The organism is Sphaerotilus sp. FB-3, from assembly GCF_023706025.1.
GTDB lineage: Bacteria > Pseudomonadota > Gammaproteobacteria > Burkholderiales > Burkholderiaceae_C > Sphaerotilus > Sphaerotilus sulfidivorans.
Genome location: NZ_BQWE01000010.1, coordinates 111,301 through 134,478, shown reverse-complemented (window position 1 = coordinate 134,478; position 23,178 = coordinate 111,301). Strand labels below are relative to the sequence as shown.

Sequence of the window (23,178 nt, the reverse complement as noted above, 5' to 3'; positions counted from 1 at the left end):
CCGGAAACCCTTTTTTCCTTCTCTTCCTTCCCTCCTCTTTTCCTGCATGTCCATCACCACCGCCATCAAATCCATCCAGGACATCATGCGCAAGGACGTCGGCGTCGACGGCGATGCGCAGCGCATCGGGCAGCTGGTCTGGATGCTGTTCCTGAAGGTCTTCGATGACCGCGAGACGGAGTGGGAGCTGTTCGACGACGACTACCGCTCGCCGCTGCCCGCGGCCTACCGCTGGCGGAACTGGGCGGCCGATGCCGAGGGCATGACCGGCGACGAGCTGATGAGCTTCGTCGACAACGAGCTGTTCCCGACGCTGCAGAGCCTGGGCGACGATGGCGGCGAGCTGCGGCCGGTGGCGCGCGTGATCCGCGGCGTGTTCGAGGACGCCTACAACTACATGAAGTCCGGGCAGCTGCTGCGGCAGGTGCTCAACAAGATCCAGGAGAGCGTGGACTTCAACAAGGCGCAGGAGCGCCACGCCTTCGGCGACATGTACGAGCAGCTGCTGCGCGACCTGCAGAACGCCGGCAACGCGGGCGAGTTCTACACGCCGCGGCCGGTGACCGAGTTCATGGTGCGCATGGTGGACCCGCAGCTGCACGAGAAGGTGATGGACCCGGCCTGCGGCACCGGCGGCTTTCTGACCTGCACCATCGAGCACAAGCGCCGCCGCCATGTGAAGACGCCCGCCGACGAGGCGGTGCTGCAGGCCAGCGTCTTCGGCGTGGAGAAGAAGCCGCTGCCGCATCTGCTGGCCACCACGAACATGATCCTGCACGGCATCGAGGTGCCCAGCCAGATCCGCCATGACAACACGCTGGCGCGACCGCTGATCAGCTGGGGGCCGGGCGAGCGGGTGGACTGCATCGTCGCCAACCCGCCCTTCGGCGGCATGGAGGAAGACGGCATCGAGGGCAACTTCCCCGCCGCCTTCCGCACCCGCGAGACGGCCGACCTGTTCATGGTGCTGATCATGCATCTGCTGAAGAGCGGCGGCCGCGCGGCGGTGGTGCTGCCCGACGGCTTCCTGTTCGGCGAGGGCATCAAGAGCCGGATCAAGGAGAAGTTGCTGACCGAGTGCAATCTGCACACCGTGGTGCGGCTGCCCAATGGCGTCTTCAACCCCTACACCGGCATCAAGACCAACCTGCTGTTCTTCACCAAGGGCGAGCCGACCCGCGAGGTCTGGTTCTACGAGCACCCGTATCCGGCGGGCGTGAAGAACTATTCCAAGACGCGGCCGATGCGCATCGAGGAGTTCGCCACCGAGGAGGCGTGGTGGGGCGACCGGCAGGAGACGCCGCAGGCCTGGAAGGTCGGCATCGACGAGATCCGCGCCCGCCACTGGAATCTCGACTGCAAGAACCCGCATGTCGGCGAGCAGGTCAGCCACGACCCGGACGAGTTGCTGGCCGAATACTGGCAGATGCAGGCGGAGATTGCGGCGCTGCAGGGGCAGTTGAAGGCGGCGCTGGCCGAGGCGCTGGCGCGATAGGCCGTGCTGCCCTACCAACGCCGGCTCAAGCCGCTGTCCCGGCAGTTGCGCAGCGATCCGACCGAGGCCGAGCAGCGCCTCTGGGCGTGCCTGCGCCGCAAGCAGGTCGCCGGCGTGCAGTTCTATCGGCAGAAGCCGATCGCCGGCTACATCGTGGATTTCTACTGCGCGGCGGCCAGCCTGGTGATCGAACTCGACGGCTCGCAGCACCATGAGCCCGATGCGCAGGACTACGACCGGCAGCGCACGCAGGTGCTGCAGGCGCTGGGGCTGGAGGTGCTGCGCTTCGACAACCGGCAGGTGCTGACCGAACTGGATGGGGTGATGGCCGTGATTGAAGCGAGTGTGAGAAAGTCGATTGATGCGAGGTGAAATGCGAATCCCCCCTAGCCCCCCTTTTTCAAAGGGGGGAACAAGTCCCGTCCCAGCCCAAGCCGAACTCGACTTCACCACCACTCCCCCCTTTGAAAAAGGGGGGCCGGGGGGGATTCCCGCCCACCAAGGCGCCCGAACGACCGCGGCATGGATGGAGAACCTGGAGTTGCTGGCGGAGGCGCCGGGGGGTGTGGAGCGGTTGCGCGCCATGTTTACCAAAATGGCAATTTTGGGCGCGTTCACATCGTGCGCCGCACCCGATTTTGAAACAGTGCAACTTGGAAGCGTTGTTAATTTCAAAAATGGCTACGCATTCAAGAGTGAATGGTTTTCAAAAAGTGGAGTTCGTCTGGCCCGCAACGCAAATGTTGGCCACGGCACCTTGGACTGGAGAGAGTGCGCTTACCTGCGTGAGGATCTGGCGGGGGAATACTCAGCGTTCGGGCTCAGTTCTGGCGACATCCTACTTTCGCTGGATCGTCCGATCATCTCGACGGGTCTCAAAGTGGCAGTGGTCACCGATAGAGATCTGCCGTGCCTGCTCTTGCAACGAGTCGCCAAACTCACGCCGCTCGCAGGGCGACTGGCACCGGACTTCCTCTTGCATTGGTTAAGGTCGCCGCTCTTTGTCAATGTGATCGACCCAGGGCGTAGCAATGGCGTGCCACACATATCGACCAAACAGGTAGCCGCCCTTCCGATCCAATTACCTCCCCTCGCCGAACAACACCGCATCGTCGCCAAAGTCGATGAACTGATGGCCCTGTGCGACCGCCTGGAAGCGCGGCAGGCCGACGCGCAGCACGCCCACGCCCGGCTGGTGCAGGCGTTGCTCGACAGCCTGACGCAGGCGCGGGATGCGGAGGAGTTTCAGGCGGCGTGGGAGCGGGTGGCGGGGGAGTTCGAGGCGGTTTTCACCACCGAGGCCAGCGTCGATGCACTTCGTGCCAGCGTGCTGCAGCTTGGGGTTCTGGGTCGGCTAGGAACAGGCATTGCATCCGATGAAGCTGCTCCCATGCTCCTCGAACGACTCGGCGCCAGCCCTTCACCGGATACTTCAGAGCCTCTGCCTAATAATTGGTGCTGGACCAAGTTCTCTAACATTTGCAGCATCCGATCAGCGCTGGTGCGTCCGGAAGACCATCTGGATGAGCCGCAGGTGGCGCCAGACTGCATTGAAAAGGGAACCGGCAGGTTGCTGTTCAAAAGAACGGTTCGTGATTCTGGGGTGCGTGGGCCGAACAGTCGCTTCTACCCAGGTCAGCTCGTCTACTCTAAGATTCGACCTTCGCTGTCGAAGGTAATTCTTGTTGACTTCGCCGGCCTGTGCAGCGCGGATATGTATCCGATTGACTCCAGGATTAATGCCAAATACCAGATATACCTGATGCTTAGCGAGAATTTTTTATCTCAGGTTCGCGTCGCAGAGAACCGAGTAAAAATGCCAAAACTCAATCAAGAGAGCTTGAACGACTTTCTAGTGCCATTGCCGCCGCTCGCCGAACAACACCGCATCGTCGCCAAAGTCACCGAACTCCTCGCCCTGTGCGACCAGCTCAAAGCCAAAATCGCAGCAGCGCAGGCCAAGCAGGCGCAGCTGGCCGAGGCGCTGGTGAAGCAGGCGGTGGCAACCGCGGCGGGCTGACGCCGAAAAGCCAAAGGGCCCGCCCCCTCGCGGGAGCGGACCCTTGTGTGACAGCGCGCACGTCACAGCAGCCCATCAGGCAACCGTGCGACTTTCGGAGCCCACAAAGGCCAACGGGTTGGACCCTTGTGAGGTCCAACCTGTTGAGTTCATTGGTCGGGGCGGCGGGATTCGAACTCGCGACCCCTTGCACCCCATGCAAGTGCGCTACCAGGCTGCGCTACGCCCCGACTGCTGAGAAAGAAATTATAGGATGAATTGCGCGATAGAGTCCAGCGTTTCGGGCGATTTTTTTTGATCAGCCCAGCAAGGCCCGGATCGCCAGCAGCTCGGCACGCAGTTGCTGCGGGGTCAGCGGCCCGGCCGATGGCTCGGGCAGCGGCGGCAGCAGCGCCGATGGCGAGGGCAAGGCCTCAGGCTCGGCGCCGGCCGCAGCCGGCGGCGCGGCGGCCTCGGCCAGGGCCTCGTCCAGATCCTGCTCGTCCTCGAGGGCCCGGATCGCGCCGGGGCCCAGTTCGGCCAGCCGGTTGCGCGCGCCGCTGATGGTGAAGCCCTGCTCGTAGAGCAGATCGCGGATGCGGCGCACCAGCAGCACCTCGTGGCGCTGGTAGTAGCGCCGGTTGCCGCGCCGCTTGACCGGGCGCAGCTGCGCGAACTCCTGCTCCCAGTAGCGCAGCACATGCGGCTTGACGCCGCACAGCTCGCTGACTTCGCCGATCGTGAAATAGCGCTTCGGCGGGATGGCGGGCAGGTTGTTTTCCATTCCGGATCAACGGGTTCGGAGAAAGTCCTGAGACTTTACTCCGAGTCCCCGTCGCCGGGGACATCGCCCTGGACCGCATCCTTGAGCTTGTGGCTGGCGTGAAAGGTCACGACCTTGCGCGCCTCGATCGGGATCGACTCGCCGGTGCGCGGGTTGCGGCCCGGGCGCGGCGCCTTGCGCCGCACCTGGAAGTTGCCGAAGCCGGAAAGCTTGACCTCCTCGCCACGCGCGAGCGAGGCATGCATGAACTCGAAGAAGGCCTCGACCATGTCCTTGGACTCGCGCTTGTTCAGGCCCAGCCGCTCGAAGAGCAGCTCGGCCAGCTCGGCCTTGGTCAGCGTCGGAGTCTCGATCGAGACGACGCGGGCGGGCACGGGATCGTGGTCGTCGATGGGCATTCGGTCTCCTGGCGGCTCACAGCATCATCGTCTCACTCGCCACGCAGGCGCGCGCCCGCCGCCTGGCGGGCGGCCTCGATCGCGGCCTTGACCGCCGCGTCGCTGCGCTCGTCGGTCAGCGGGGCCTCGTCGTCGAGCAGCTCCAGGCGGATCGCCAGGCTGCGCTCGCCGGGTTGGAAGCCCGCGGCACCCGGCGCCGGCCGGTAGACATCGAACAGCCGCGCCGAGCGCAGCAGCCCGCCGGTGTCGGCCGCCAGCAGGCTGCCGATCACCGCGTCATGGCCGGCCGCCTCGCCGACGATCAGCGCGATGTCGCGGTTGACCGCCTGCTGGCGCGCCACCGGCTGGTAGGCCGGCACCGGACGGGCCAGCAGCGCCGGCACATCCAGCTCGAACAGCACCGGCGCGCCCTGCCCGGCCGGCAGCTCGTAGCCCTGCTTCCAGCGCGGATGCAGCTCGCCGACGAAGCCGATCGTGCGGCCGTCCAGCTCGACGCGGGCGCAGCGGCCCGGGTGCATCGCCGGATGCTCGGCGGCGACGAAGGTCGCCACCCGCGGCGCCAGCAGCGCCTCGACATCGGCCTTGACATCGAAGAAGTCGACCGCACGCTCCCTGGCGCCCCACTGCAGCGGCTCGACCGGGCCCCAGGCCAGACCGGCGAGCTTCAGCGGCTGGTCGATGCCGACCACCGTCTGCTCGCTGGTCTGCACCGAGGCGTCGCGGCGGAACACGCGGCCCAGCTCGAACACCCGCACGCGGGTGGCGCGGCGCGCCAGGTTGTGGCGCAGCACCTGCACCAGCGAGCCCAGCAGGCTCGAGCGCATCACCGACAGCGGCGCGGCGATCGGGTTGAGCAGGCGGATCGGCTCGAGGTTGCCGGCCAGCTCCGCCTCCCAGCGCTCCTCGACGAAGGAGAAGTTGATCGTCTCCTGGTAGTCGAGCGCGGCGACCGCGCGGCGCAGCGCATGGCTGCTGCGCTGCGCCTCCGGGCGCACCCGGGCGCTGACGGGGGCCAGCGGCGCGCTCAGCGGCAGCTTGTCGAAGCCGATGACGCGGATCACCTCCTCGATCAGGTCTTCCTCGATCTCGAGGTCGAAGCGCCAGCTCGGCGGGGTGACGGTCAGCACGCCCTCGGCCTCGGTGAACGCCAGGCCCAGGCGGCGGAAGACCTCGACGCACTGGGCTTGCGTCACCGGCATGCCGATGACCTTGGCCGCGCGTGCCACCCGCAGCGCCACCGGCGAGCGCGCCGGCAGGTTCGGCTGCACATCGGTCACCGGGCCGCAGGCGGTGGCCTCGCCGCCGCAGATCTCGAGGATCAGCTGCGTGATGCGCTCGATGCGCGCCACCGTCTGCGCCGGGTCGACACCGCGCTCGTAGCGGTGGCCGGCGTCAGTGCTGAAGTTGTAGCGACGGCCCCGGCCGGCGACTGCGTCCGGCCACCAGAAGGCGGCCTCGACATAGACGTTCTTCGTGTCGTCGCCCACCGCGGTGGCATCGCCGCCCATGATGCCGGCGAGCGATTCGACCACCTGGCGGCCGTCGGCATGCTCGTCGGCGATCACGCCGACCTGGCCGTCGACCGTGATGGTGTTGCCGTTGAGCAGCTTCAGGCTTTCACCCTCGCGGCCCCAGCGCACCACCAGGCCGCCGTGGATCTTGTCGAGGTCGAAGATGTGGCTGGGCTGGCCGGTCTCGAACATGACGTAGTTCGAGATGTCGACCAGCGCGCTGACCGGGCGCTGGCCGCAGCGCGCCAGCCGGTCGACCATCCACTGCGGGGTCTTGGCGGTGGTGTCGATGCCGCGCACGATGCGGCCGGAGAAGCGGCCGCACAGGTCGGTCGCCTCGACGCGCACCGCCACCGTGTCGTCCAGCGTCGGCACGACCGGCTCGGCCGTCAGGGTCTTGAGCGGCGCGCCAGTCAGCGCCGACACTTCGCGCGCGATGCCGTAGACGCTCAGGGAGTGGCCGAGATTCGGCGTGAGCTTGAGCGTGAACAGCGTGTCGTCGAGGTTCAGGTACTCGCGGATGTCGGTGCCCACCGGCGCGTCGGCCGGCAGCTCGAGCAGGCCGCCGTGGTCGTCGGCGATCTTCAGCTCGCGCGCCGAGCACAGCATGCCGAAGCTCTCGACGCCGCGCAGCTTGCCCTTGCCGATCTTGAAGGGCTTGCCGTCCTCGCCGGGCGGCAGCTCCGCGCCGACGGTGGCCAGCGGGATCTTGATGCCGGCGCGGGCATTCGGGGCGCCGCAGACGATCTGCAGCGGGCCGTCCTTGCTGAACGGGCCGGCCGCGACGGTGCACACCCGCAGCTTGTCGGCGTTGGGGTGCTGGTCGGCGGTCAGGATCTCGGCGACGACGATGCCGGTGAAGGGCGGCGCGACCGGCTGGAGCTCCTCGACTTCCATGCCGGACATCGTCAGCAGGTCGGCAAGCTCTTGCGTCGTCAGCTCAGGGTTGCAGTACTCGCGCAACCACGATTCGGGAAATTGCATCTTCTGGTCCTTGGAATCCGGGGCGTGGCGGGCTGGGCCGGGAAATCAGCGGAACTGGCCGAGGAAGCGCAGATCGCCCTCGAAGAACAGGCGCAGGTCGGCCACGCCGTAGCGCAGCATCGTCAGCCGGTCCGGGCCCATGCCGAAGGCGAAGCCGATGTGGCGCTCCGGATCCAGGCCGAAGTTGCGCACCACGTTCGGGTGCACCTGGCCGGAGCCGGCCACCTCGAGCCAGCGGCCCTTCAGCGGCCCCGACGAGAAGGCGATGTCGACCTCGGCCGACGGCTCGGTGAAGGGGAAGAAGCTGGGGCGGAAACGCAGCTGCAGATCGTCGGTCTCGAAGAAGGTGCGGAAGAAGTCGGTGAAGACCGCCTTCAGGTCCTTGAACGAGACGTTCTCGCCGATCCACAGGCCTTCGCACTGGTGGAACATCGGCGAGTGGGTCGCGTCGCTGTCGACGCGGTAGGTGCGGCCCGGCGCGATGACGCGGATCTCGGGCAGCGGATCCTTGCCGGCATGGGTGGCGGCATGCTGGCGCGCATAGCGCACCTGCATCGGCGAGGTGTGCGGGCGCAGGCACAGCGGGCGGCCGGCCTCGTCCTTCATGTCGACGTAGAAGGTGTCCTGCATCGAACGCGCCGGATGGTTCTCCGGATTGTTCAGCGCGGTGAAGCTGTACCAGTCGGTCTCGATCTCGGGGCCGTCGGCGACGTCGAAGCCCATCGAGCCGAAGATCTGCTCGATGCGCTCCATCGTGCGCGACACCGGATGCAGGCCCCCGACGGAGCGGCCGCGACCGGGCAGCGTGACATCGAGCGCCTCGGCCTTGAGCTGCGCCTGCAGTTCGGCCTCGGCCAGCGCCTGGCGGCGGGCCGTCAGCGCGGCTTCGATGCGCTGCTTGGTCTCGTTGATCGCGGCGCCGCGGGTCTTCTTCTCTTCGGGCGACAGTTTCGCCATGCCCTTGAGCAGCTCGGTCACCTGACCGGTCTTGCCGGTGTAGCGCGCCTTGGCGTCTTCGAGCTGGGCGGGCGTGGCGGCCGCCGCGAAGTCGGCCTGCGCGGCCTGCACGAGTTGGTCGAGATCGTTCATCGGGGGACGGGTTGTGCATGCTGCCGTCGCGCGCACCTGCGGGCGGCGACAGCCAAGAAAAAAGGCCGAACGCAGTGTCGGCCTTTTTCGAGGGACACGGAAACGGCGCGAACCGCTTCCGGTGCCGTCAGACTCAAGCGAGCTGGGCCTTCACCTTCTCGACGATGCTGCCGAAGGCGGCAGGATCGTTGACGGCGAGGTCGGCCAGAACCTTGCGGTCCAGGTCGATCTTGGCCTTCTTCAGGCCGGCGACGAACTTGCTGTACGTCAGGCCCAGTGCGCGCGAACCGGCGTTGATGCGCGCGATCCACAGGCGACGGAATTCGCGCTTCTTGGCACGGCGGTCACGGTAGGCGTACTGGCCCGCCTTCATCACCGCCTGCTTGGCGATGCGATAGACGTTCTTGCGACGACCACGGAAACCCTTGGCGAGGGCGAGGACCTTCTTGTGACGGGCGCGGGCGGTAACACCACGTTTGACGCGAGGCATTGTGTGACTCCTTCAGTGTGGTGAATTACAGACCGGCGAACGGCAGCATCTGTGCCATGTGACCCATGTTGGTCTCATGCACATTGGCGGCACCGCGCAGCTGGCGCTTCGTCTTGGTCGACTTCTTGGTCAGGATGTGGCGCTTGAAGGCTTGGCCGCGCTTCACGGTACCACCCGGACGCACGCGAAAACGCTTCTTCGCGCTGCTCTTGGTCTTCATCTTGGGCATGACTGCTCCTTGGAATGTTCCTGCGAGGCGGCCCGAACGACTCGGACTCTTGGGGGCCTGCGGGCACTGAGCGACAGCGGCGACCAGACCGCTGCGCGCTCGAAAAACGTCGATTGTCGCCGAGCGGCGACTTTTGTGCCAGCCCCGCGCAAGCGCGGGAGCTGGCGGAGATCATTTCTTGCGCTTCGGCGCCAGCACCATGATCATCTGGCGGCCTTCGAGCTTGGGCATGTGCTCGACCACCGACACATCGGTCAGCTCGTCGCGCACCCGCTCCAGCAGGCGCATGCCGATGTCCTGGTGGGTGATCTCGCGGCCACGGAAACGCAGCGTGACCTTGCCCTTGTCGCCATCCTCGAGGAAGCGGCGCAGGTTGCGCATCTTGATCTGGTAGTCGCCTTCGTCCGTGCCCGGACGGAACTTGACTTCCTTCACGTCGATGACGTGCTGCTTGGCCTTGGCCTCCGCGGCACGCTTCTGTTCCTGATACTTGAACTTGCCGTAGTCCATCAGGCGGCACACCGGCGGCTGCGCCGTCGCGGAGATCTCCACCAGGTCCACGTCGCTTTCGGCGGCCAGCCGCAGGGCCTCCTGGATGCTGACGATGCCCAGCGGCTCGTTTTCCGGTCCGTTCAGACGAACTTCGGGGACGACGATCTCGCGGTTGAGACGATGCTTGCGCTCCGCGTTGGGCGTGCGGCGATCAAGAAAGGTAGCGATGGTGAGATTCCTTCAAGGGCTGGCGACCCAAAAACCATGGATTCACGCCTGGGGACAAGGACGAAAGACCGGTGGACCTCACTCGCCCCGCGCGGGAGCCAGTTCGGCAGCGATCTTCTGGGAGAAGGCTTCGAGAGCCATCACCCCGAGGTCCTGATTGCCTCGGGCGCGCACTGCAACGGCCCCCGCGGCCCTCTCCTTGTCACCGACAACGAGCAGGTAAGGAACCTTCTGCAAAGAATGCTCGCGGATTTTATACGTGATCTTTTCATTGCGCAAATCGAGCGAGACCCTAAGTCCTTGTTTTTGCAGCGTTTTGGCCACGTCGCGCGCATAGTCGGCCTGCGCATCGGTAATGTTCAGCACCACGACCTGGATCGGCGCCAGCCAGGAGGGCAGCGCGCCGGCGTGCTCCTCGATCAGGATGCCGATGAAACGCTCCAGGCTGCCGAGAATGGCGCGGTGCAGCATCACCGGATGCACCCGGTCGCCCGATTCCGCGACATATTCCGCACCCAGGCGCTCAGGCAGCGAGAAATCGACCTGGATCGTGCCGCACTGCCAGTGGCGGCCCAGCGCATCCTTCAGCGTGTACTCGATCTTCGGGCCGTAGAAGGCACCGTCGCCCGGGGCGATCTCGAACTCGCAGCCGGTGCGGCGCAGGCTCTCGATCAGCGCGCTCTCGGCCTTGTCCCAGAGCGCGTCGGCGCCGATGCGCTTCTCGGGGCGGGTGGCGACCTTGTAGAGGATCTCGGTGAAGCCGAAATCGGCGTAGACCTTCTGCAGCAGCGCGGTGAAGGCGTCGCACTCGGCCTGGATCTGGTCCTCGGTGCAGAAGATGTGGCCATCGTCCTGCGTGAAGCCGCGCACGCGCATGATGCCGTGCAGGCCGCCGGTGGGCTCGTTGCGGTGGCACTGGCCGAACTCGCCGTAGCGCAGCGGCAGGTCGCGGTAGCTCTTGATGCCCTGCTTGTAGATGAGGATGTGGCCGGGGCAGTTCATCGGCTTGAGCGCATAGTCGCGCTTCTCCGACTCGGTCACGAACATGTTGTCGCGGTACTTGTCCCAGTGGCCGGTCTTCTCCCACAGGCCCTTGTCGAGGATCTGCGGACCCTTGACCTCCTGATAGCCGTTGTCGCGGTAGACCGCGCGCATGTACTGCTCGACCGCCTGCCAGACCGTCCAGCCCTTCGGATGCCAGAAGACGGTGCCGGGCGAATGCTCGTCCATGTGGAAGAGATCGAGTTCGCGGCCCAGGCGGCGGTGGTCGCGCTTCTCGGCTTCTTCCAGCATCGTCAGGTACTTCTGCAGATCGTCCTTGGTGGCCCAGGCGGTGCCGTAGACGCGCTGCAGCATCTCGTTGCGGTGGTCGCCGCGCCAGTAGGCGCCGGCCACCTTCATCAGCTTGAAGAACTTGAGCTTGCCGGTCGAGGGCACATGCGGGCCGCGGCACAGGTCGGTGAACGTCCCTTCAGCGTACAGCGAGACGTCCTGGTCGGCCGGGATGCTCTGGATGATCTCGGCCTTGTAGGCCTCGCCGATCGACTTGAAGTAGTCGACCGCCTCGTCGCGCGGCAGCACGCGGCGCACCACCTTCTCGTCCTTGTTGGCCAGCTCAAGCATCTTCTTCTCGATGGCTGCCAGATCCTCGGGCGTGAAGGGGCGCTTGTAGGCGAAGTCGTAGTAGAAGCCGTGCTCGATCGTCGGGCCGATGGTGACCTGCGCGTCGGGGAAGAGCTCCTTGACCGCGTAGGCCAGCAGGTGGGCGGTCGAGTGGCGGATGATGTCCAGGCCGTCGGCATCCTTGGCGGTGATGATCGCCAGCTTCGTGTCGGCCTCGATCAGATGGCTGGTGTCGACCAGGCGCGCGCCCTCGCCCGCGCCCGCGCCGACCCGACCGGCCAGGGCCGCCTTGGCCAGGCCGGTGCCGATCGACGCGGCGACATCGGCCACCGTGACCGGACCGGGAAATTCACGCAGGGAGCCATCGGGGAGCTGGATCGAGATCATCGGGGAACCTTGGACGGAAGAGGAATTCGGAAAAGCAAAAAGCGCGGGGTCGCCGCGCTTTCCGTCTGGGGACTGTCGGGAAACAAGCCGCGGCCGACCGGTCAGACCGCGGTGGCGGTCCGTGATGACGGTGGAGTTCGCGGTGTCATAACCCTTGGTGCCTTTCCCGTGTCTTGCTGGTCGGTGGATCGGAAGGATCTGCGCATTTTATCCGATGCCTCCCGGCATCATGATCGCACCAAAAAAGAGGCCCCGGAGGCATGAACTCCGAGGCCTTCAAGAACAGAACTCAAAACAGAACGTTGCAAAGCCACATGAACTGTGGGTTGGCACCCGCACGGCCGACCGGATCACGGACCGGCCCGCACGGGCGCCGGAGCAGTCATCAGTGGAACTGCTCTTCCTCGGTCGAGCCGGTCAGCGCCTTGACGCTGGACGACCCGCCCTGGATCACGGTGGTCACTTCGTCGAAGTAGCCGGTGCCGACTTCCTGCTGGTGCGACACGAAGGTGTAGCCTTGTTCGCGGGCCTGGAATTCCGGCTCCTGGACCATGTTGACGTAGTGCTTCATGCCTTCGCCGCGGGCATAGGCGTGGGCGAACTTGAAGGTGTTGTACCAGTTGACGTGGATGCCGGCCAGCGTGATGAACTGATACTTGTAGCCCAGCGCGCTCAGCTCTTCCTGGAAGGAAGCGATCTGGCTGTCGCTCAGGTTCTTCTTCCAGTTGAACGACGGCGAGCAGTTGTACGACAGCAGCTTGCCCGGGCAGGCCGACAGCACGGCCTGCGCGAATTCACGGGCGAAGCCGATGTCGGGCACGCCGGTCTCGCACCACACCAGGTCGGCGTAGGGCGCGTAGGCGACGCCACGGCTGATCGACTGCTCCAGGCCGTTCTTCACGCGGAAGAAGCCTTCCTGGGTGCGCTCGCCGGTCAGGAAGGGCTTGTCGTTCTCGTCGTAGTCCGAGGTGATCAGGTTGGCGGCTTCGGCGTCGGTGCGGGCCAGGATCAGGGTCGGCACGCCCATCACGTCAGCGGCGAAACGGGCGGAGATCAGCTTCTCGACGGCTTCGCGGGTCGGGACCAGCACCTTGCCACCCATGTGGCCACACTTCTTGGCCGCGGCCAGCTGGTCTTCGAAGTGAACGCCGGCAGCGCCCGACGCGATCATGTTCTTCATCAGCTCGAAGGCGTTCAGCACGCCGCCGAAGCCGGCTTCCGCGTCAGCGACGATCGGCAGGAAGTAGTCGATGTAGCCTTCGTCGCCCGGGTTGATGCCGCGGCTCCACTGGATCTCGTCGGCGCGCTTGAAGGTGTTGTTGATGCGACGCACCATCGTCGGCACCGAGTCGTAGGCGTACAGCGACTGGTCCGGGTACATCGTTTCCGAGGTGTTGCCGTCGGCAGCGACCTGCCAGCCCGACAGGTACACCGCTTCCAGGCCGGCCTTGGCCTGCTGCATCGCCTGACCGGCGGTGATCGCGCCGAAGGCGTTGACATAGCCCTTCTTGGCGCCACCGTTGACCTTGTCCCACAGGACCTTGGCGCCGCGCTGGGCCAGGGTGTATTCGGGCTGCAGCGAGCCGCGCAGGCGCACGACGTCAGCGGCGCTGTAGCCGCGCTTCACCAGCTTCCAGCGGGGGTTCTCGGCCCAGTCCTTCTCGAGGGCGGCGATCTGTTGTTCGCGGGTCAGGTTCGTCATGAGTCTCTCCGTTCGACGGTGTTTCAAGGAGGCTGAACACGGCGTGTTCGATGGCTCAAGCTTAATCCCGCCCCTTCCGGTCGCCAACACTTATGTCTTATATAAGACATCTTTTTGATCCCAATGAAATCAACGACTTATAGAGATCATTTCACATCATGGTAAAATTTTTCTCACGATGGAAAATTTTGATGCGCCGCAGCAGAACAATTTTCCGCATTATGGAACGATGTTCGGCAGCATGAAAATTCCGGATCAGGCCGGGGTCAGACCGGCAAGGAAGCGGTCGAGCAGCGCCGCGACCCGGTCGATCGCCGCATCGTCCGTCTCGGGCGAGACCAGCAGCATGTCGTGAAAGGGCGTCAGCAGCACGCCGCGGTTGAGCAGCCACAGGTGCAGCAGCCGCTCCAGCGGCGCGTGCATCGCCGCGGCGGCCTCGCGCGCGTCGCGCGGCGCGCGGGCACAGAACTGCAGCTCCATGCGCGCGCCCAGCCGGGTCACGCTCCAGGGCAGCGCACGCGCGGCGATCACCTGCTCCAGCGCGGCCTGCAGCCGCGCCGCGCCGGCCTCCATGCGCGCCCAGGCCGCGGGCGTCATCACCTCGGCCAGACAGGCCTGCAGCGCCGCCAGCCCGAGCAGGCCGCCCGAGAGCGTCGTGCCGATGCCGGAATGGCCCTCGGGCGCAGCCTCCTTCGTGCGCGCCATGCGCTCGGCCACCGCATCGGTGAAGCCGTAGACCGCGCAGGGCATGCCGCCGGCCACCGCCTTGCCGGCGACCAGGAAGTCCGGCTGCAGCCCGAGCCGGCGACCCAGCCCGCCGGGGCCGCTCGACAGCGTGTGCGTCTCGTCGAGCACCAGCAGCGTGCCGTGGCGCCGGCAGGCCGCCTGCACCGCCTCCAGGAAACCCGGCAGCGGCGGCACCAGGCCGCAGTTGGTGAGCGCGGGCTCGGTCAGCACCGCCGCGATGTCGCCGCCGGCCAGCGCCGCCTCGACCGCCGCGGCATCGTTGAACGGCACGACGACGGTGCCGATCGCCAGATCCTGCACCTGGCCGAGCAGGCTGGCGCGGGTGAGCGTGCGCCCGTCGTCGGCGCGGTCGACCAGCGTGTCGTCGACGGTGCCGTGATAGCAGCCCTCGAAGACCAGCAGCTTCGGCCGCCCGGTGATCGCGCGCGCCCAGCGCAGCACGAAACGGTTGGCGTCGGTCGCGCTCAGCGTGACCTGCCAGCGCGGCAGCCCGAACAGCGCAGCCAGCCGCCGGCCGATGTCGGGCAGCGTCCCGGGCGGCAACATCGCGGTCAGGCCGCGCCCGGCCTGAAGCGCCAGCGCCTGCGCCACAGGCGCCGGGCCGTGGCCGAACATCGCGCCGGTGTCGCCCAGGCAGAAATCGTCGTAGACATGCCCGTCGACGCAGCGCAGCCGCGCGCCGCGCGCCTCGGCGACGAACAGCGGCCGTGGCGCCGGCCAGTCGCGCATCCAGTGCATCGGCAGGCCGTAGAGCCAGTGGCGGGTGGCCTCGTCGGCCAGCGCGACCGAACGCGGGTGGGTGTCGAGATAGCGCTGCATCTCGGCGGCATGCAGGGCCTGCAGGGTTTCGGTCGAGGTCTTCATGCCGCGGATCTTGCACACTGCGGGCCTGATCGACCCTCGGTTCAAGCCATGAGCGACCACGCCTTTGCCTTCCTGTCCGCCCACACCTTCATGAAAGTGCCCGCCGGCCCGCAGCCCCGCCCCTTCGGCCTGGCCGGCATCGCCTGGGACGGCGCCGTCACCAACCGCCCCGGTGCACGCTTCGGCCCGCGCGCGATCCGTCAGGCCAGCCACATGCTGTGCGACGGCATCCATCCGCTGTTCGAGGTCTCGCCCGACGCGCTGCTGTGCGACCACGGCGACCTGGCGCTGCCCAACACCAGCCTGGAGCGCATGCGCGCGGCGCTGGAGCCGCAGGCCGCGGCGCTGCTGGCGCGCCAGCACATGGTCTGGCTCGGCGGCGACCACTCGATCACGCTGTCGCTGCTGCGCGCCCAGCGCCAGCAGCACGGCCGGCCGCTCGGCGTGCTGCACTTCGATGCCCACTGCGACACCTGGGAAGACCATTTCGGCGAGCCCAGCGGCCACGGCACCTGGGTGTACGAGGCGATCCAGGAGGGCCTGGTCGATCCGCAGGCGTTTGCGCAGATCGGCATCCGCAGCGCCGGCCACCGCGCCGCGCGCGACTATGTGCGCGACCAGGGCGGCCTGATCTGGACCGCGCGCGACCTGCGCGGGCGCGAGAGCGCCGCCCAGCTCGCCGAGGTCATCGACACCCTGAAGGCGCGCTGGGCCGCCTGCGGCCAGCCGCCGCTCTACCTCAGCTTCGACATCGACGCGCTCGATCCGGCCTTCGCGCCCGGCACCGGCACGCCCGAGCCCGGCGGCCTGACCACCGCGCAGGCGCTGACGCTGCTCGAGGAGCTGGCCGGCGAGAACTGGGTCGGCATGGACTGCGTCGAGGTCGCGCCACCCTACGACCACGCCGATCTCAGCAGCAACGCCGCCGCGACGCTGGTCTGGACCTATCTGTGCGGCCAGGCGGCGAAGAAGGCACCAGAATGAGGCAAGATCGGCACGGATGCACCTGAAATGTGAATTTTCTCCGGACTGATCCCGGGTTGACCTCGCTCAACCCGCGTGCCGGCGACAGGCCAAGAATGGGCCCATCGCGCTGCTGCAGCGCACCACCCAGGAGTCGATCATGAGCCTGTCCGCATCCCTTGCCGCTGAAGCCGTCCTGCCGGTGCCGATCCCGGTCGAGCAGGAATTCGAGGCGCTGGACACCTGCCACCGCGAGGTGCTGGCGACGCTGCGCGACATGGCCGCCCTGGTCGATCACCTGGACGACAAGGGCGTCGATGCGGTGGCACGCCGCATGGCCTCCGACATCGTGCGCTTCTTCAGCCAGACCGCACGCGCGCATCATGCCGACGAGGAGCGGCTGGTCTTTCCCGGCCTGCTCGCCAGCGGCGACGCCGAGCTGGTGCAGCACATCCTGCGCCTGCAGCAGGATCACGGCTGGCTCGAGGAAGACTGGCTGGAGCTGTCGGCGCAGATCGATGCGGTCGCTCAGGGCTACAGCTGGTACGACATCGACGCGCTGCGCCAGGGCACCGCCGTCTTCACCGAACTCTACAAGGACCACATCGATCTGGAGGAGTCGCTGATCTATCCGGAGGCGCGCCGCCAGCTGATGGTGCGCCCGCAGGCCGGCGAGGCCCGCGCCCGCCGCGCGCGGAGCTGAGACACTCGGGGGCATGTCCGCACTTGATCTGCCCCTGAACCTTTCCCATCTCCTGCTGCTGAGCGCCTCGGCGCTGGGCGCCGGCGCGCTCAACGCGATCGCCGGAGGCGGCAGCTTTCTCACCTTTCCTGCGCTGGTCTGGACCGGCCTGCCGCCGATCGTCGCCAATGCGACCAGCGCGGTGGCGGTCAGTCCCGGCTATCTCGGCAGCGCGCTGGGCTTCCGGCGCGAACTCGCCGAGCTGCCGGCCGCACGCCGCCATGCCGAGGCGCTGATCTGCGCGCTGGGCGGCCTGGCCGGAGCCGGGCTGCTGCTGGTCACGCCGGCCCGGCTGTTCTCGGCCGCGGTGCCGTGGCTGCTGCTGTTCGCCACCGTGCTGTTCGCGCTCGGGCCGCGCCTGGTGGCCGCACGCCGGGCGCGGGACGCCAGCATGTCGATGCCCTCGCCCTCGTCGTCCTCCGCCTCGCTGCGGGTGCAGCGGCTCGGCCTGTTCGCGGTGGCCGTCTACGGCGGCTATTTCAACGGCGGCCTGGGCATCCTGCTGATGGCGCTGTACACGCTGACCGGCGAATCCAGCCTCAACACCGCCAACGCGCTGAAGAACCTGAACTCGCTGGTGCTGTCGCTGCTGTCGGTGGCCGCCTTCGCCTGGGCCGGCGCGGTGGCCTGGCCGCAGGCGCTGGTGATGATGGTGGCCGCCACGCTGGGCGGCTTCATCGGCGCGCGGCTGGCACGACGGCTGCCGGCGGCCTGGGTGCGCACCGGCGTGGTGCTGACCGGCCTGGCGATGACGGCGGCCTTCCTGCTGCGCGGTTGATGCGCGGTCGACGTGCGGCCGAGGCTGCGACTGAACGCTCGGCCGGAACACGGGCATGATGCATGCCCGCGGCCCGTCCGGGCCGCTCATCGCGAACACAAGGATTTCATGAAAGTCGACATGCACATCGTCGAGGCGGTCACCGGCCGCTGCACCGTCGAGCGGATCCGCGGCCCGCGCCGCGAGCTGCGCGCCCAGGTCCGGGCCTGCGTCCGTCGCGAGGGCGTGGCCTCGGCCTGGGCCTGGGCCACCAAGCCGCTGGCCCAGCAGAGCCAGAGAATGCTGGAGTCGGCGGACGCCGATCTCTGACCACTGACCACTGATCGGGTCGCTCCAGCGATCCAATGCGCGAAGCCCCTGGGGGAGAGTGATCCCCCAGGGGCTTCGTGCTTGTATTGGGCGGATTTTCTGGCGTTGGGCCAGCAAGCCGACTGGCCTGCCCGGAGGGACTCGAACCCCCGACCTGCTGCTTAGAAGGCAGCTGCTCTATCCAGTTGAGCTACAGGCAGAGCCCTGCATGATACCACCGGGGTTCAGATCCGCATGAATCTGCCGATACCGGAACCCATGTCCAACCAGTGTCGAGCACGGCAGGAACAAAAGACATGGCTCTCTGGCCCGCACCCGGCGTGACACGCCGTCAATATCTCTTTTCCATGCTGACGGTGACGCTGATGGCGGGCACGGCCGGCTTCTCGTACTGGAAGCTCGGCGCAGCCAAGGACATCGCCCGGCGGACCGAGACGGTGCGAACCGCGCAGCTGGGCGAGATGGCACAGATGGAGTTGTACGTGACCCAGAGCTCGCTGCAGCTGCGCCACGGCATGCTGGCGCGCAATGCCGACGAGCGCCAGGCCGCGATCGACGACATCCTGAAGCGGCGCCAGCTGATCGATCAGTCGATGGCCAGCTATGAGAGCAAGCTTTTCAGCGAGCAGGGCCGCACCCACTTCGCGCCGGTGCCCGGGGAGCTGAAGACCTTCTGGGAAATCGCCGGCGCCAATCTGGCCCTGGTGCAGGAAGGCCGTCGCGACGAGGCGATGGCTCATCTGGTCGACAAGACCATTCCTGCCCGCAACGCGCTGCTCAAGACGCTCAGCGGCAACGTCAGTTATCAGCAAGGCGCACTCAAGAAGGAAATCGACCAGATCAGTCAGGCCGTCAGCCAGACCATGACGATCCTGATGTCGGTGCTCGGACTGCTGGCAGCGGGGCTGGTCTGGAACACGGTGCAGCTCGGCCGCACGATGAGCCGGCGGGTCGAGGAGAGCACGCGCATCGCCGAGCGGGTGCGCGACGGCGATCTGGCCACCCCGGTGACCGACCGCGAGCATGACGAGTTCTCGCCGCTGCTGCGCGCGCTGCAGGAGATGCAGGCCTCGCTGACGCAGATCGTGAGCGGCGTGCGCGGCAGTGCCGAGACGGTCGCCCAGGCCAGCAACCAGATCGCCGAGGGCAACAACGACCTGAGCCGGCGCACCGAGGATCAGGCCAGCGCGCTGCAGCAGACCGCCGCAACGATGGACGAGCTGAGCAACACCGTGCGGACCAACACCGGCCATGCCCAGGAAGCCACCCGGCTGGCCCAGGATGCGGTGCAGATCGCCACCGGCGGCGGCACGCTGATGCGCGACGTGGTGCAGACGATGGACGGCATCAGCGAGTCCTCGCGCAAGATCGGCGACATCATCGGCGTGATCGACTCGATCGCCTTCCAGACCAACATCCTGGCGCTAAATGCTGCGGTGGAAGCCGCGCGTGCCGGCGAACAGGGCCGGGGCTTTGCGGTGGTGGCCAGCGAAGTGCGCAATCTGGCGCAGCGCTCGGCCGAGGCGGCGCGCGAGATCAAGAACCTGATCTCGACCAGCGTCGGCCGGGTCGAGCAGGGCTCGGCGCTGGTGGGCCGCGCCGGCGCGACGATGGAAGACATCGTGCGCTCGATCGAGCGGGTCAGCAGCATCGTCGCCGACATCAGCGACGCCAGCCAGGACCAGAACGCCGCCATCGAGCAGGTCGGTCAGGCGATCACCCAGATGGACCGCAGCACCCAGCAGAATGCCGCGCTGGTCGAGGAGAGTGCCGCCGCCGCGCAGGACATGCGCGAGCAGGCCGGCGGCCTGCTGCAGGCGGTGGCCTCGTTCCGCACGCCGGCCTGAGGCCTGAGTCGCTGGCCGAAGCCGGCCGCAAACGAAAACGCCCCGCATGGCGGGGCGCTGGATTCGGTGGTCGGGGTGGTGGGATTCGAACTCACGACCCTCTGCTCCCAAAGCAGATGCGCTACCAGACTGCGCTACACCCCGACGAAGACCGCGATCATAGCAAATTCTCAGATCTGGGCGCGCAGCTCGGCGCGGCGCGGCAGATCCGGGCCGCGTCGGGTGCAGGTGATCGCCGCAGCCCGGGCGGCGAAATCGGCCACCCGGCCCACTTCATCGGGCGTGATGTCCGCCAGCGCCTGCGGCGACAGCCGCCCGATCTCGGCCAGCGCGATCAGCGTCGCGGCCTGGAAGGTGTCCCCGGCGCCGACGGTGTCCTGCACCGTGACCTTCGGCGCGGCGACCTGCACCCGAGCGGCCCTCGTCCAGGCGAAGGCGCCCTCGCCGCCGCGGGTCATCATCACCAGCGCCACGCCGGCACCCAGCCAGCGCGCGGCCAGCGCCTCGATGTTCTCGCCCGGGTACAGGCGCTCGAAATCCTCGTCGCTGAGCTTGAGCAGATGGGTGCGCGAGGCCATCCACTCGATGTGCTCGCGCCAGACCGCATGCGAGGGCTCGACATTCAGACGCACGTTCGGATCAAAGGAAATCACCGTGTCGCGGTGACGCGCCTCGACCAGCGCACGCAGCGTCGAGCCGATCGGCTCGACCACGCAGCCGTAGGAGCCGAAGTGGATCGCCGCGACCTGGGCCGGCAGCGCCGCCAGATGCGCGGGCAGCAGCTGGCGGTCGGCACCGCCGTGGCCGTAGAAGCGGTAGCTCGGCACGCCGGCGGCGTCCACGCCGACCAGGCTCAGCGTCGTCGGTGCATCGCAGCGCACCAGCGCCTCGGTCGAGATGCCCTCCTGCTCGATGCTGGCAAGGATGCGGTCGCCGAGAAAGTCGCGCGAGACCGCGCCCAGGAAGACCGCGCGGCCGCCCATGCGCTGCACGCCGGCGGCGACATTCAGTGGCGAGCCGCCCACGACGGCATCCAGGTGCAGTCCGTTGGGGGTCGTGCCGTTCTGGAAAACATCCAGCAGGGATTCGCCACAGATGACGATGGGCAGGCTCGCGCTCATGGGTCTTGTCCGGTTCTTGTCCTGTTGAGGAGGCGACGCAATGGTTTGCGTGCCGTGTGGGCAGTCATCGTCTCATTTCAGGCTCGGCAAGGCACTAGGGAAAGCACTAAATCAAGCTAGTTGATTTAATTAGTCTCAAGGACAAGAATTCATCCCACACCACACCTCACCTCACCACCGGGCCTGCCAAGCGGGCCGTTCCTAGCGCAACGGAGACAACACCATGAAGCGTCTTTCCACCCTGGGCATCGCCGCCGCTCTGGCCTGCATGGCCTCGTCGTCGATGGCGGCCGAGCCGGTCATCGGCCTGATCACCAAGACCGAGACCAATCCCTTCTTCGTCAAGATGAAGGAAGGCGCCCAGGCCGAGGCCAAGAAGCTCGGCGCCAAGCTGCTGAGCGGCGCGGGCAAGACCGACGGCGACAACGCCGGCCAGGTCACCGCGATGGAGAACATGATCGCCGCCGGTGCCAAGACCATCCTGATCACCCCGAGCGACTCGAAGGCCATCATCCCGGCCATCAAGAAGGCGCGCGACAAGGGCGTGATGGTGATCGCGCTGGACAGCCCGACCGATCCGGTCGACGCCACCGATGCGCTGTTCGCCACCGACAACTACAAGGCCGGCGTGCTGATCGGCCAGTACGCCAAGGCCGCGCTGGGCGGCAAGGCCCCGGTGATCGCGACGCTGGACCTGTTCCCCGGCCATCCGGTGGGTGCGCAGCGCCACAACGGCTTCCTGCAGGGCTATGGCCTGCAGTCCTTCGACGCGAAGAACAACGAGCTGGCCAAGCCAGCCGAGGTGGTCTGCATGGCCGACTCCTTCGGTGACCGCGCCAAGGGCCAGACCGGCATGGAGAACTGCCTCCAGAAGAACCCGAACATCAACCTGGTCTACACGATCAACGAGCCGGCCGCTGCGGGTGCCTACAACGCGCTGAAGGCCGCCGGCAAGGAAAAGGATGTGGTGATCGTGTCGGTCGACGGTGGCTGCGATGGCGTCAAGGACGTCGCCGGCGGCAAGATCGCCGCGACCTCGCAGCAGTACCCGCTGAAGATGGCCGCCATGGGCGTGGCCGCCGGCGTCGAGTACGCCAAGACCGGCAAGAAGGTCAGCGGCTATGTCGACACCGGCGTGACCCTGATCGCCGCCAAGCCGGTGGCCGGCGTCGACAGCAAGGACACCAAGGTCGGCGTCGACCTGTGCTGGGGCAAGAAGTGATCTGACGGTGATGGCCGCCGGCGCTGATCCGCGCCAGCGCCCAGACCTCGCCCGGTGCCCGACGCGGCACCGCGGCGCCCCTTCCGGTTCTCCTCCATGGCCCTCGCAAGAGGGCCTTTCGGCTCCTGCCGTGCCGCGGCCGGCGCTCGGCCTCGTGCCGCCCGTCGCCCGCCTTTTTCGCCCTCTCTCCTCCTCTTGCGCAAGGATTCCCGCGTGACTACCTTGAAAGACAAGCTGCCGCCGGTCAGCCAGCTCGGGCCCTTCATCGCCCTGGCGATCGCCTGCACCATCTTCGGGCTCACCACCGACAACTTCTTCAGCGGCGCCAACTTCGCGCTGATCCTGCAGCAGGTCATGGTCGTGGGCGTGATCGCCATCGGCCAGACGCTGATCATCCTGACCGCCGGCATCGACCTGTCATGCGGCATGGTCATGGCGCTGGGCTCGATCGTCATGACCAAGGTCGCCGAGGACTTCGGCATTCCCGCGCCGCTGGCCATCCTGCTGGGCATTGCCGTCACCGCCGGCTTCGGCCTGGTCAACGGCCTGCTGGTGACCCGCATCAAGCTGCCGCCCTTCATCGTGACGCTGGGCACCTTCAACATCGCCTTCGCGATCACGCAGCTCTACTCCGGTGCGCAGACCGTCACCAGCGTGCCAGACGCCATGCTGTGGCTGGGCCACACCTTCAAGATCGGCGACACCCCGATCGCCTACGGCACGGTGCTGATGGTGCTGCTCTATCTGGGCGTCTGGTTCTGGCTGCGCGACACGCCCTCGGGCCGCCATGTCTACGCGGTGGGCAACAACCCCGAGGCCACCCGCCTGGTGGGCATTCCGACCGACCGCGTGCTGCTGGGCGTGTATGTGCTGGCCGGTGCCTTCTACGGCGTGGCCTCGCTGCTGGCGGTGGCCCGCACCGGCGTGGGCGATCCCAACGCCGGCCAGACCGAGAACCTGGACGCGATCACCGCGGTCGTGCTGGGCGGCACCAGCCTGTTCGGCGGCCGGGGCGTGATCCTGGGCACGCTGGCCGGCGCCATCGTCGTCGGCGTGCTGCGCAACGGCCTGACGCTGATGGGCGTGTCCTCCGTCTACCAGGTGCTGATCACCGGCATCCTCGTCATCATCGCCGTCACCGTCGACCAACTGTCTCGCAAGGGAGCCCGCTGAA

Annotated in this window: 21 protein-coding genes and 3 tRNA genes; 10 read left to right on the top strand and 14 right to left on the bottom strand. The window is 67.1% G+C overall.

The window, feature by feature from the left end; genetic code table 11:
* The first annotated feature begins 46 nt into the window (after positions 1-46).
* The 3 genes from NFT33_RS04950 to NFT33_RS04940 all read left to right on the top strand — a co-directional run bounded on the left by NFT33_RS04950 (position 47) and on the right by NFT33_RS04940 (position 3,515).
* Positions 47-1,495 carry a type I restriction-modification system subunit M gene (locus NFT33_RS04950; protein ID WP_251673572.1) on the top strand — a complete coding sequence of 483 codons (1,449 nt, stop codon included), beginning with the start codon at positions 47-49 and terminating at the stop codon, positions 1,493-1,495.
* A gap of 3 nt (positions 1,496-1,498) precedes the next feature.
* On the top strand, positions 1,499-1,867 hold the full coding sequence (locus tag NFT33_RS04945; RefSeq protein ID WP_149503506.1) for an endonuclease domain-containing protein: 369 nt from the start codon (positions 1,499-1,501) through the stop codon (positions 1,865-1,867).
* Between the two features lie 154 nt (positions 1,868-2,021).
* Complete coding sequence (locus NFT33_RS04940; protein WP_251673570.1) at positions 2,022-3,515, top strand: restriction endonuclease subunit S; 1,494 nt, start codon at positions 2,022-2,024, stop codon at positions 3,513-3,515.
* 153 nt (positions 3,516-3,668) lie between these two features.
* Here the strand turns inward: NFT33_RS04940 and NFT33_RS04935 are convergent.
* The 11 genes from NFT33_RS04935 to NFT33_RS04885 all read right to left on the bottom strand — a co-directional run bounded on the left by NFT33_RS04935 (position 3,669) and on the right by NFT33_RS04885 (position 15,022).
* Positions 3,669-3,745: transfer RNA gene (locus NFT33_RS04935), tRNA-Pro, on the bottom strand.
* A gap of 68 nt (positions 3,746-3,813) precedes the next feature.
* Positions 3,814-4,278 carry a MerR family transcriptional regulator gene (locus tag NFT33_RS04930; protein WP_251673568.1) on the bottom strand — a complete coding sequence of 155 codons (465 nt, stop codon included), beginning with the start codon at positions 4,276-4,278 and terminating at the stop codon, positions 3,814-3,816.
* 35 nt (positions 4,279-4,313) lie between these two features.
* Complete coding sequence (locus NFT33_RS04925) at positions 4,314-4,676, bottom strand: integration host factor subunit alpha (RefSeq protein WP_251673566.1); 363 nt, start codon at positions 4,674-4,676, stop codon at positions 4,314-4,316.
* 32 nt (positions 4,677-4,708) lie between these two features.
* Complete coding sequence (gene pheT / locus NFT33_RS04920) at positions 4,709-7,171, bottom strand: phenylalanine--tRNA ligase subunit beta (RefSeq protein WP_251673563.1); 2,463 nt, start codon at positions 7,169-7,171, stop codon at positions 4,709-4,711.
* A gap of 45 nt (positions 7,172-7,216) precedes the next feature.
* Positions 7,217-8,260 carry a phenylalanine--tRNA ligase subunit alpha gene (gene pheS, locus NFT33_RS04915; protein ID WP_173805216.1) on the bottom strand — a complete coding sequence of 348 codons (1,044 nt, stop codon included), beginning with the start codon at positions 8,258-8,260 and terminating at the stop codon, positions 7,217-7,219.
* 133 nt (positions 8,261-8,393) lie between these two features.
* Positions 8,394-8,750, bottom strand: coding sequence for a 50S ribosomal protein L20 (rplT, locus tag NFT33_RS04910; RefSeq protein WP_037483020.1), 357 nt, complete (start codon positions 8,748-8,750; stop codon positions 8,394-8,396).
* Positions 8,751-8,775: 25 nt separating this feature from the next.
* Positions 8,776-8,979: a 50S ribosomal protein L35 gene (gene rpmI, locus NFT33_RS04905; protein ID WP_037483023.1), complete on the bottom strand. Its 204-nt coding sequence runs from the start codon at positions 8,977-8,979 to the stop codon at positions 8,776-8,778.
* A 171-nt stretch (positions 8,980-9,150) separates the two neighbouring features.
* Positions 9,151-9,699: a translation initiation factor IF-3 gene (gene infC, locus NFT33_RS04900; protein ID WP_076458999.1), complete on the bottom strand. Its 549-nt coding sequence runs from the start codon at positions 9,697-9,699 to the stop codon at positions 9,151-9,153.
* Positions 9,700-9,777: 78 nt separating this feature from the next.
* Complete coding sequence (gene thrS / locus NFT33_RS04895; RefSeq protein WP_251673561.1) at positions 9,778-11,709, bottom strand: threonine--tRNA ligase; 1,932 nt, start codon at positions 11,707-11,709, stop codon at positions 9,778-9,780.
* 385 nt (positions 11,710-12,094) lie between these two features.
* On the bottom strand, positions 12,095-13,411 hold the full coding sequence (aceA, locus tag NFT33_RS04890) for an isocitrate lyase (RefSeq protein WP_220786490.1): 1,317 nt from the start codon (positions 13,409-13,411) through the stop codon (positions 12,095-12,097).
* A 255-nt stretch (positions 13,412-13,666) separates the two neighbouring features.
* Positions 13,667-15,022 (bottom strand): transaminase, encoded by a 1,356-nt coding sequence (locus NFT33_RS04885; protein WP_251673559.1) that lies wholly within the window; start codon positions 15,020-15,022, stop codon positions 13,667-13,669.
* A gap of 48 nt (positions 15,023-15,070) precedes the next feature.
* Between NFT33_RS04885 and speB the strand changes: the two genes are divergently transcribed.
* The 4 genes from speB (at position 15,071) to NFT33_RS04865 (ending at position 17,814) form a co-directional block, all read left to right on the top strand.
* Positions 15,071-16,006, top strand: a complete 936-nt coding sequence (speB, locus tag NFT33_RS04880; protein ID WP_220786488.1) for an agmatinase — start codon at positions 15,071-15,073, stop codon at positions 16,004-16,006.
* A gap of 139 nt (positions 16,007-16,145) precedes the next feature.
* Complete coding sequence (locus tag NFT33_RS04875) at positions 16,146-16,688, top strand: hemerythrin domain-containing protein (protein ID WP_251673557.1); 543 nt, start codon at positions 16,146-16,148, stop codon at positions 16,686-16,688.
* A gap of 13 nt (positions 16,689-16,701) precedes the next feature.
* The gene (locus tag NFT33_RS04870; protein WP_251673555.1) at positions 16,702-17,505 is read left to right on the top strand and encodes a sulfite exporter TauE/SafE family protein; all 804 of its coding nucleotides are present in this window, start codon (positions 16,702-16,704) and stop codon (positions 17,503-17,505) included.
* 108 nt (positions 17,506-17,613) lie between these two features.
* The gene (locus NFT33_RS04865; protein WP_139330908.1) at positions 17,614-17,814 is read left to right on the top strand and encodes a hypothetical protein; all 201 of its coding nucleotides are present in this window, start codon (positions 17,614-17,616) and stop codon (positions 17,812-17,814) included.
* A 123-nt stretch (positions 17,815-17,937) separates the two neighbouring features.
* On the opposite strand, the gene NFT33_RS04860 is transcribed toward NFT33_RS04865, so the two are convergent.
* Positions 17,938-18,014, bottom strand: a tRNA-Arg gene (locus NFT33_RS04860).
* Between the two features lie 96 nt (positions 18,015-18,110).
* On the opposite strand from NFT33_RS04860, the gene NFT33_RS19210 reads away from it, so the two are divergent.
* Positions 18,111-19,661, top strand: a complete 1,551-nt coding sequence (locus NFT33_RS19210; RefSeq protein WP_309296115.1) for a methyl-accepting chemotaxis protein — start codon at positions 18,111-18,113, stop codon at positions 19,659-19,661.
* Between the two features lie 67 nt (positions 19,662-19,728).
* Here NFT33_RS19210 and NFT33_RS04845 read toward each other — a convergent pair.
* Together NFT33_RS04845 and NFT33_RS04840 are read right to left on the bottom strand one after the other, a co-directional pair.
* A tRNA-Pro gene (locus NFT33_RS04845) sits at positions 19,729-19,805 on the bottom strand.
* 26 nt (positions 19,806-19,831) lie between these two features.
* The gene (locus tag NFT33_RS04840) at positions 19,832-20,782 is read right to left on the bottom strand and encodes a carbohydrate kinase family protein (protein ID WP_251673554.1); all 951 of its coding nucleotides are present in this window, start codon (positions 20,780-20,782) and stop codon (positions 19,832-19,834) included.
* Positions 20,783-21,005: 223 nt separating this feature from the next.
* Between NFT33_RS04840 and NFT33_RS04835 the strand changes: the two genes are divergently transcribed.
* Together NFT33_RS04835 and NFT33_RS04830 are read left to right on the top strand one after the other, a co-directional pair.
* Complete coding sequence (locus NFT33_RS04835) at positions 21,006-22,004, top strand: sugar ABC transporter substrate-binding protein (protein WP_220786483.1); 999 nt, start codon at positions 21,006-21,008, stop codon at positions 22,002-22,004.
* 213 nt (positions 22,005-22,217) lie between these two features.
* Entirely contained in the window at positions 22,218-23,177 is a 960-nt protein-coding gene (locus tag NFT33_RS04830) for an ABC transporter permease (protein ID WP_246607533.1), read from the top strand.
* Position 23,178: the final 1 nt, after the last annotated feature.

Coding starts and splice junctions, on each gene's coding strand:
- NFT33_RS04950 (WP_251673572.1), top strand. CDS start 47: ATGTCCATCACCACCGCCATCAAATCCATCCAGGACATCATGCGCAAG.
- NFT33_RS04940 (WP_251673570.1), top strand. CDS start 2,022: ATGGAGAACCTGGAGTTGCTGGCGGAGGCGCCGGGGGGTGTGGAGCGG.
- NFT33_RS04930 (WP_251673568.1), bottom strand. CDS start 4,278: ATGGAAAACAACCTGCCCGCCATCCCGCCGAAGCGCTATTTCACGATC.
- NFT33_RS04925 (WP_251673566.1), bottom strand. CDS start 4,676: ATGCCCATCGACGACCACGATCCCGTGCCCGCCCGCGTCGTCTCGATC.
- pheT (WP_251673563.1), bottom strand. CDS start 7,171: ATGCAATTTCCCGAATCGTGGTTGCGCGAGTACTGCAACCCTGAGCTG.
- pheS (WP_173805216.1), bottom strand. CDS start 8,260: ATGAACGATCTCGACCAACTCGTGCAGGCCGCGCAGGCCGACTTCGCG.
- rplT (WP_037483020.1), bottom strand. CDS start 8,750: ATGCCTCGCGTCAAACGTGGTGTTACCGCCCGCGCCCGTCACAAGAAG.
- rpmI (WP_037483023.1), bottom strand. CDS start 8,979: ATGCCCAAGATGAAGACCAAGAGCAGCGCGAAGAAGCGTTTTCGCGTG.
- thrS (WP_251673561.1), bottom strand. CDS start 11,709: ATGATCTCGATCCAGCTCCCCGATGGCTCCCTGCGTGAATTTCCCGGT.
- aceA (WP_220786490.1), bottom strand. CDS start 13,411: ATGACGAACCTGACCCGCGAACAACAGATCGCCGCCCTCGAGAAGGAC.
- NFT33_RS04885 (WP_251673559.1), bottom strand. CDS start 15,022: ATGAAGACCTCGACCGAAACCCTGCAGGCCCTGCATGCCGCCGAGATG.
- speB (WP_220786488.1), top strand. CDS start 15,071: ATGAGCGACCACGCCTTTGCCTTCCTGTCCGCCCACACCTTCATGAAA.
- NFT33_RS04875 (WP_251673557.1), top strand. CDS start 16,146: ATGAGCCTGTCCGCATCCCTTGCCGCTGAAGCCGTCCTGCCGGTGCCG.
- NFT33_RS04870 (WP_251673555.1), top strand. CDS start 16,702: ATGTCCGCACTTGATCTGCCCCTGAACCTTTCCCATCTCCTGCTGCTG.
- NFT33_RS04865 (WP_139330908.1), top strand. CDS start 17,614: ATGAAAGTCGACATGCACATCGTCGAGGCGGTCACCGGCCGCTGCACC.
- NFT33_RS19210 (WP_309296115.1), top strand. CDS start 18,111: ATGGCTCTCTGGCCCGCACCCGGCGTGACACGCCGTCAATATCTCTTT.
- NFT33_RS04840 (WP_251673554.1), bottom strand. CDS start 20,782: ATGAGCGCGAGCCTGCCCATCGTCATCTGTGGCGAATCCCTGCTGGAT.
- NFT33_RS04835 (WP_220786483.1), top strand. CDS start 21,006: ATGAAGCGTCTTTCCACCCTGGGCATCGCCGCCGCTCTGGCCTGCATG.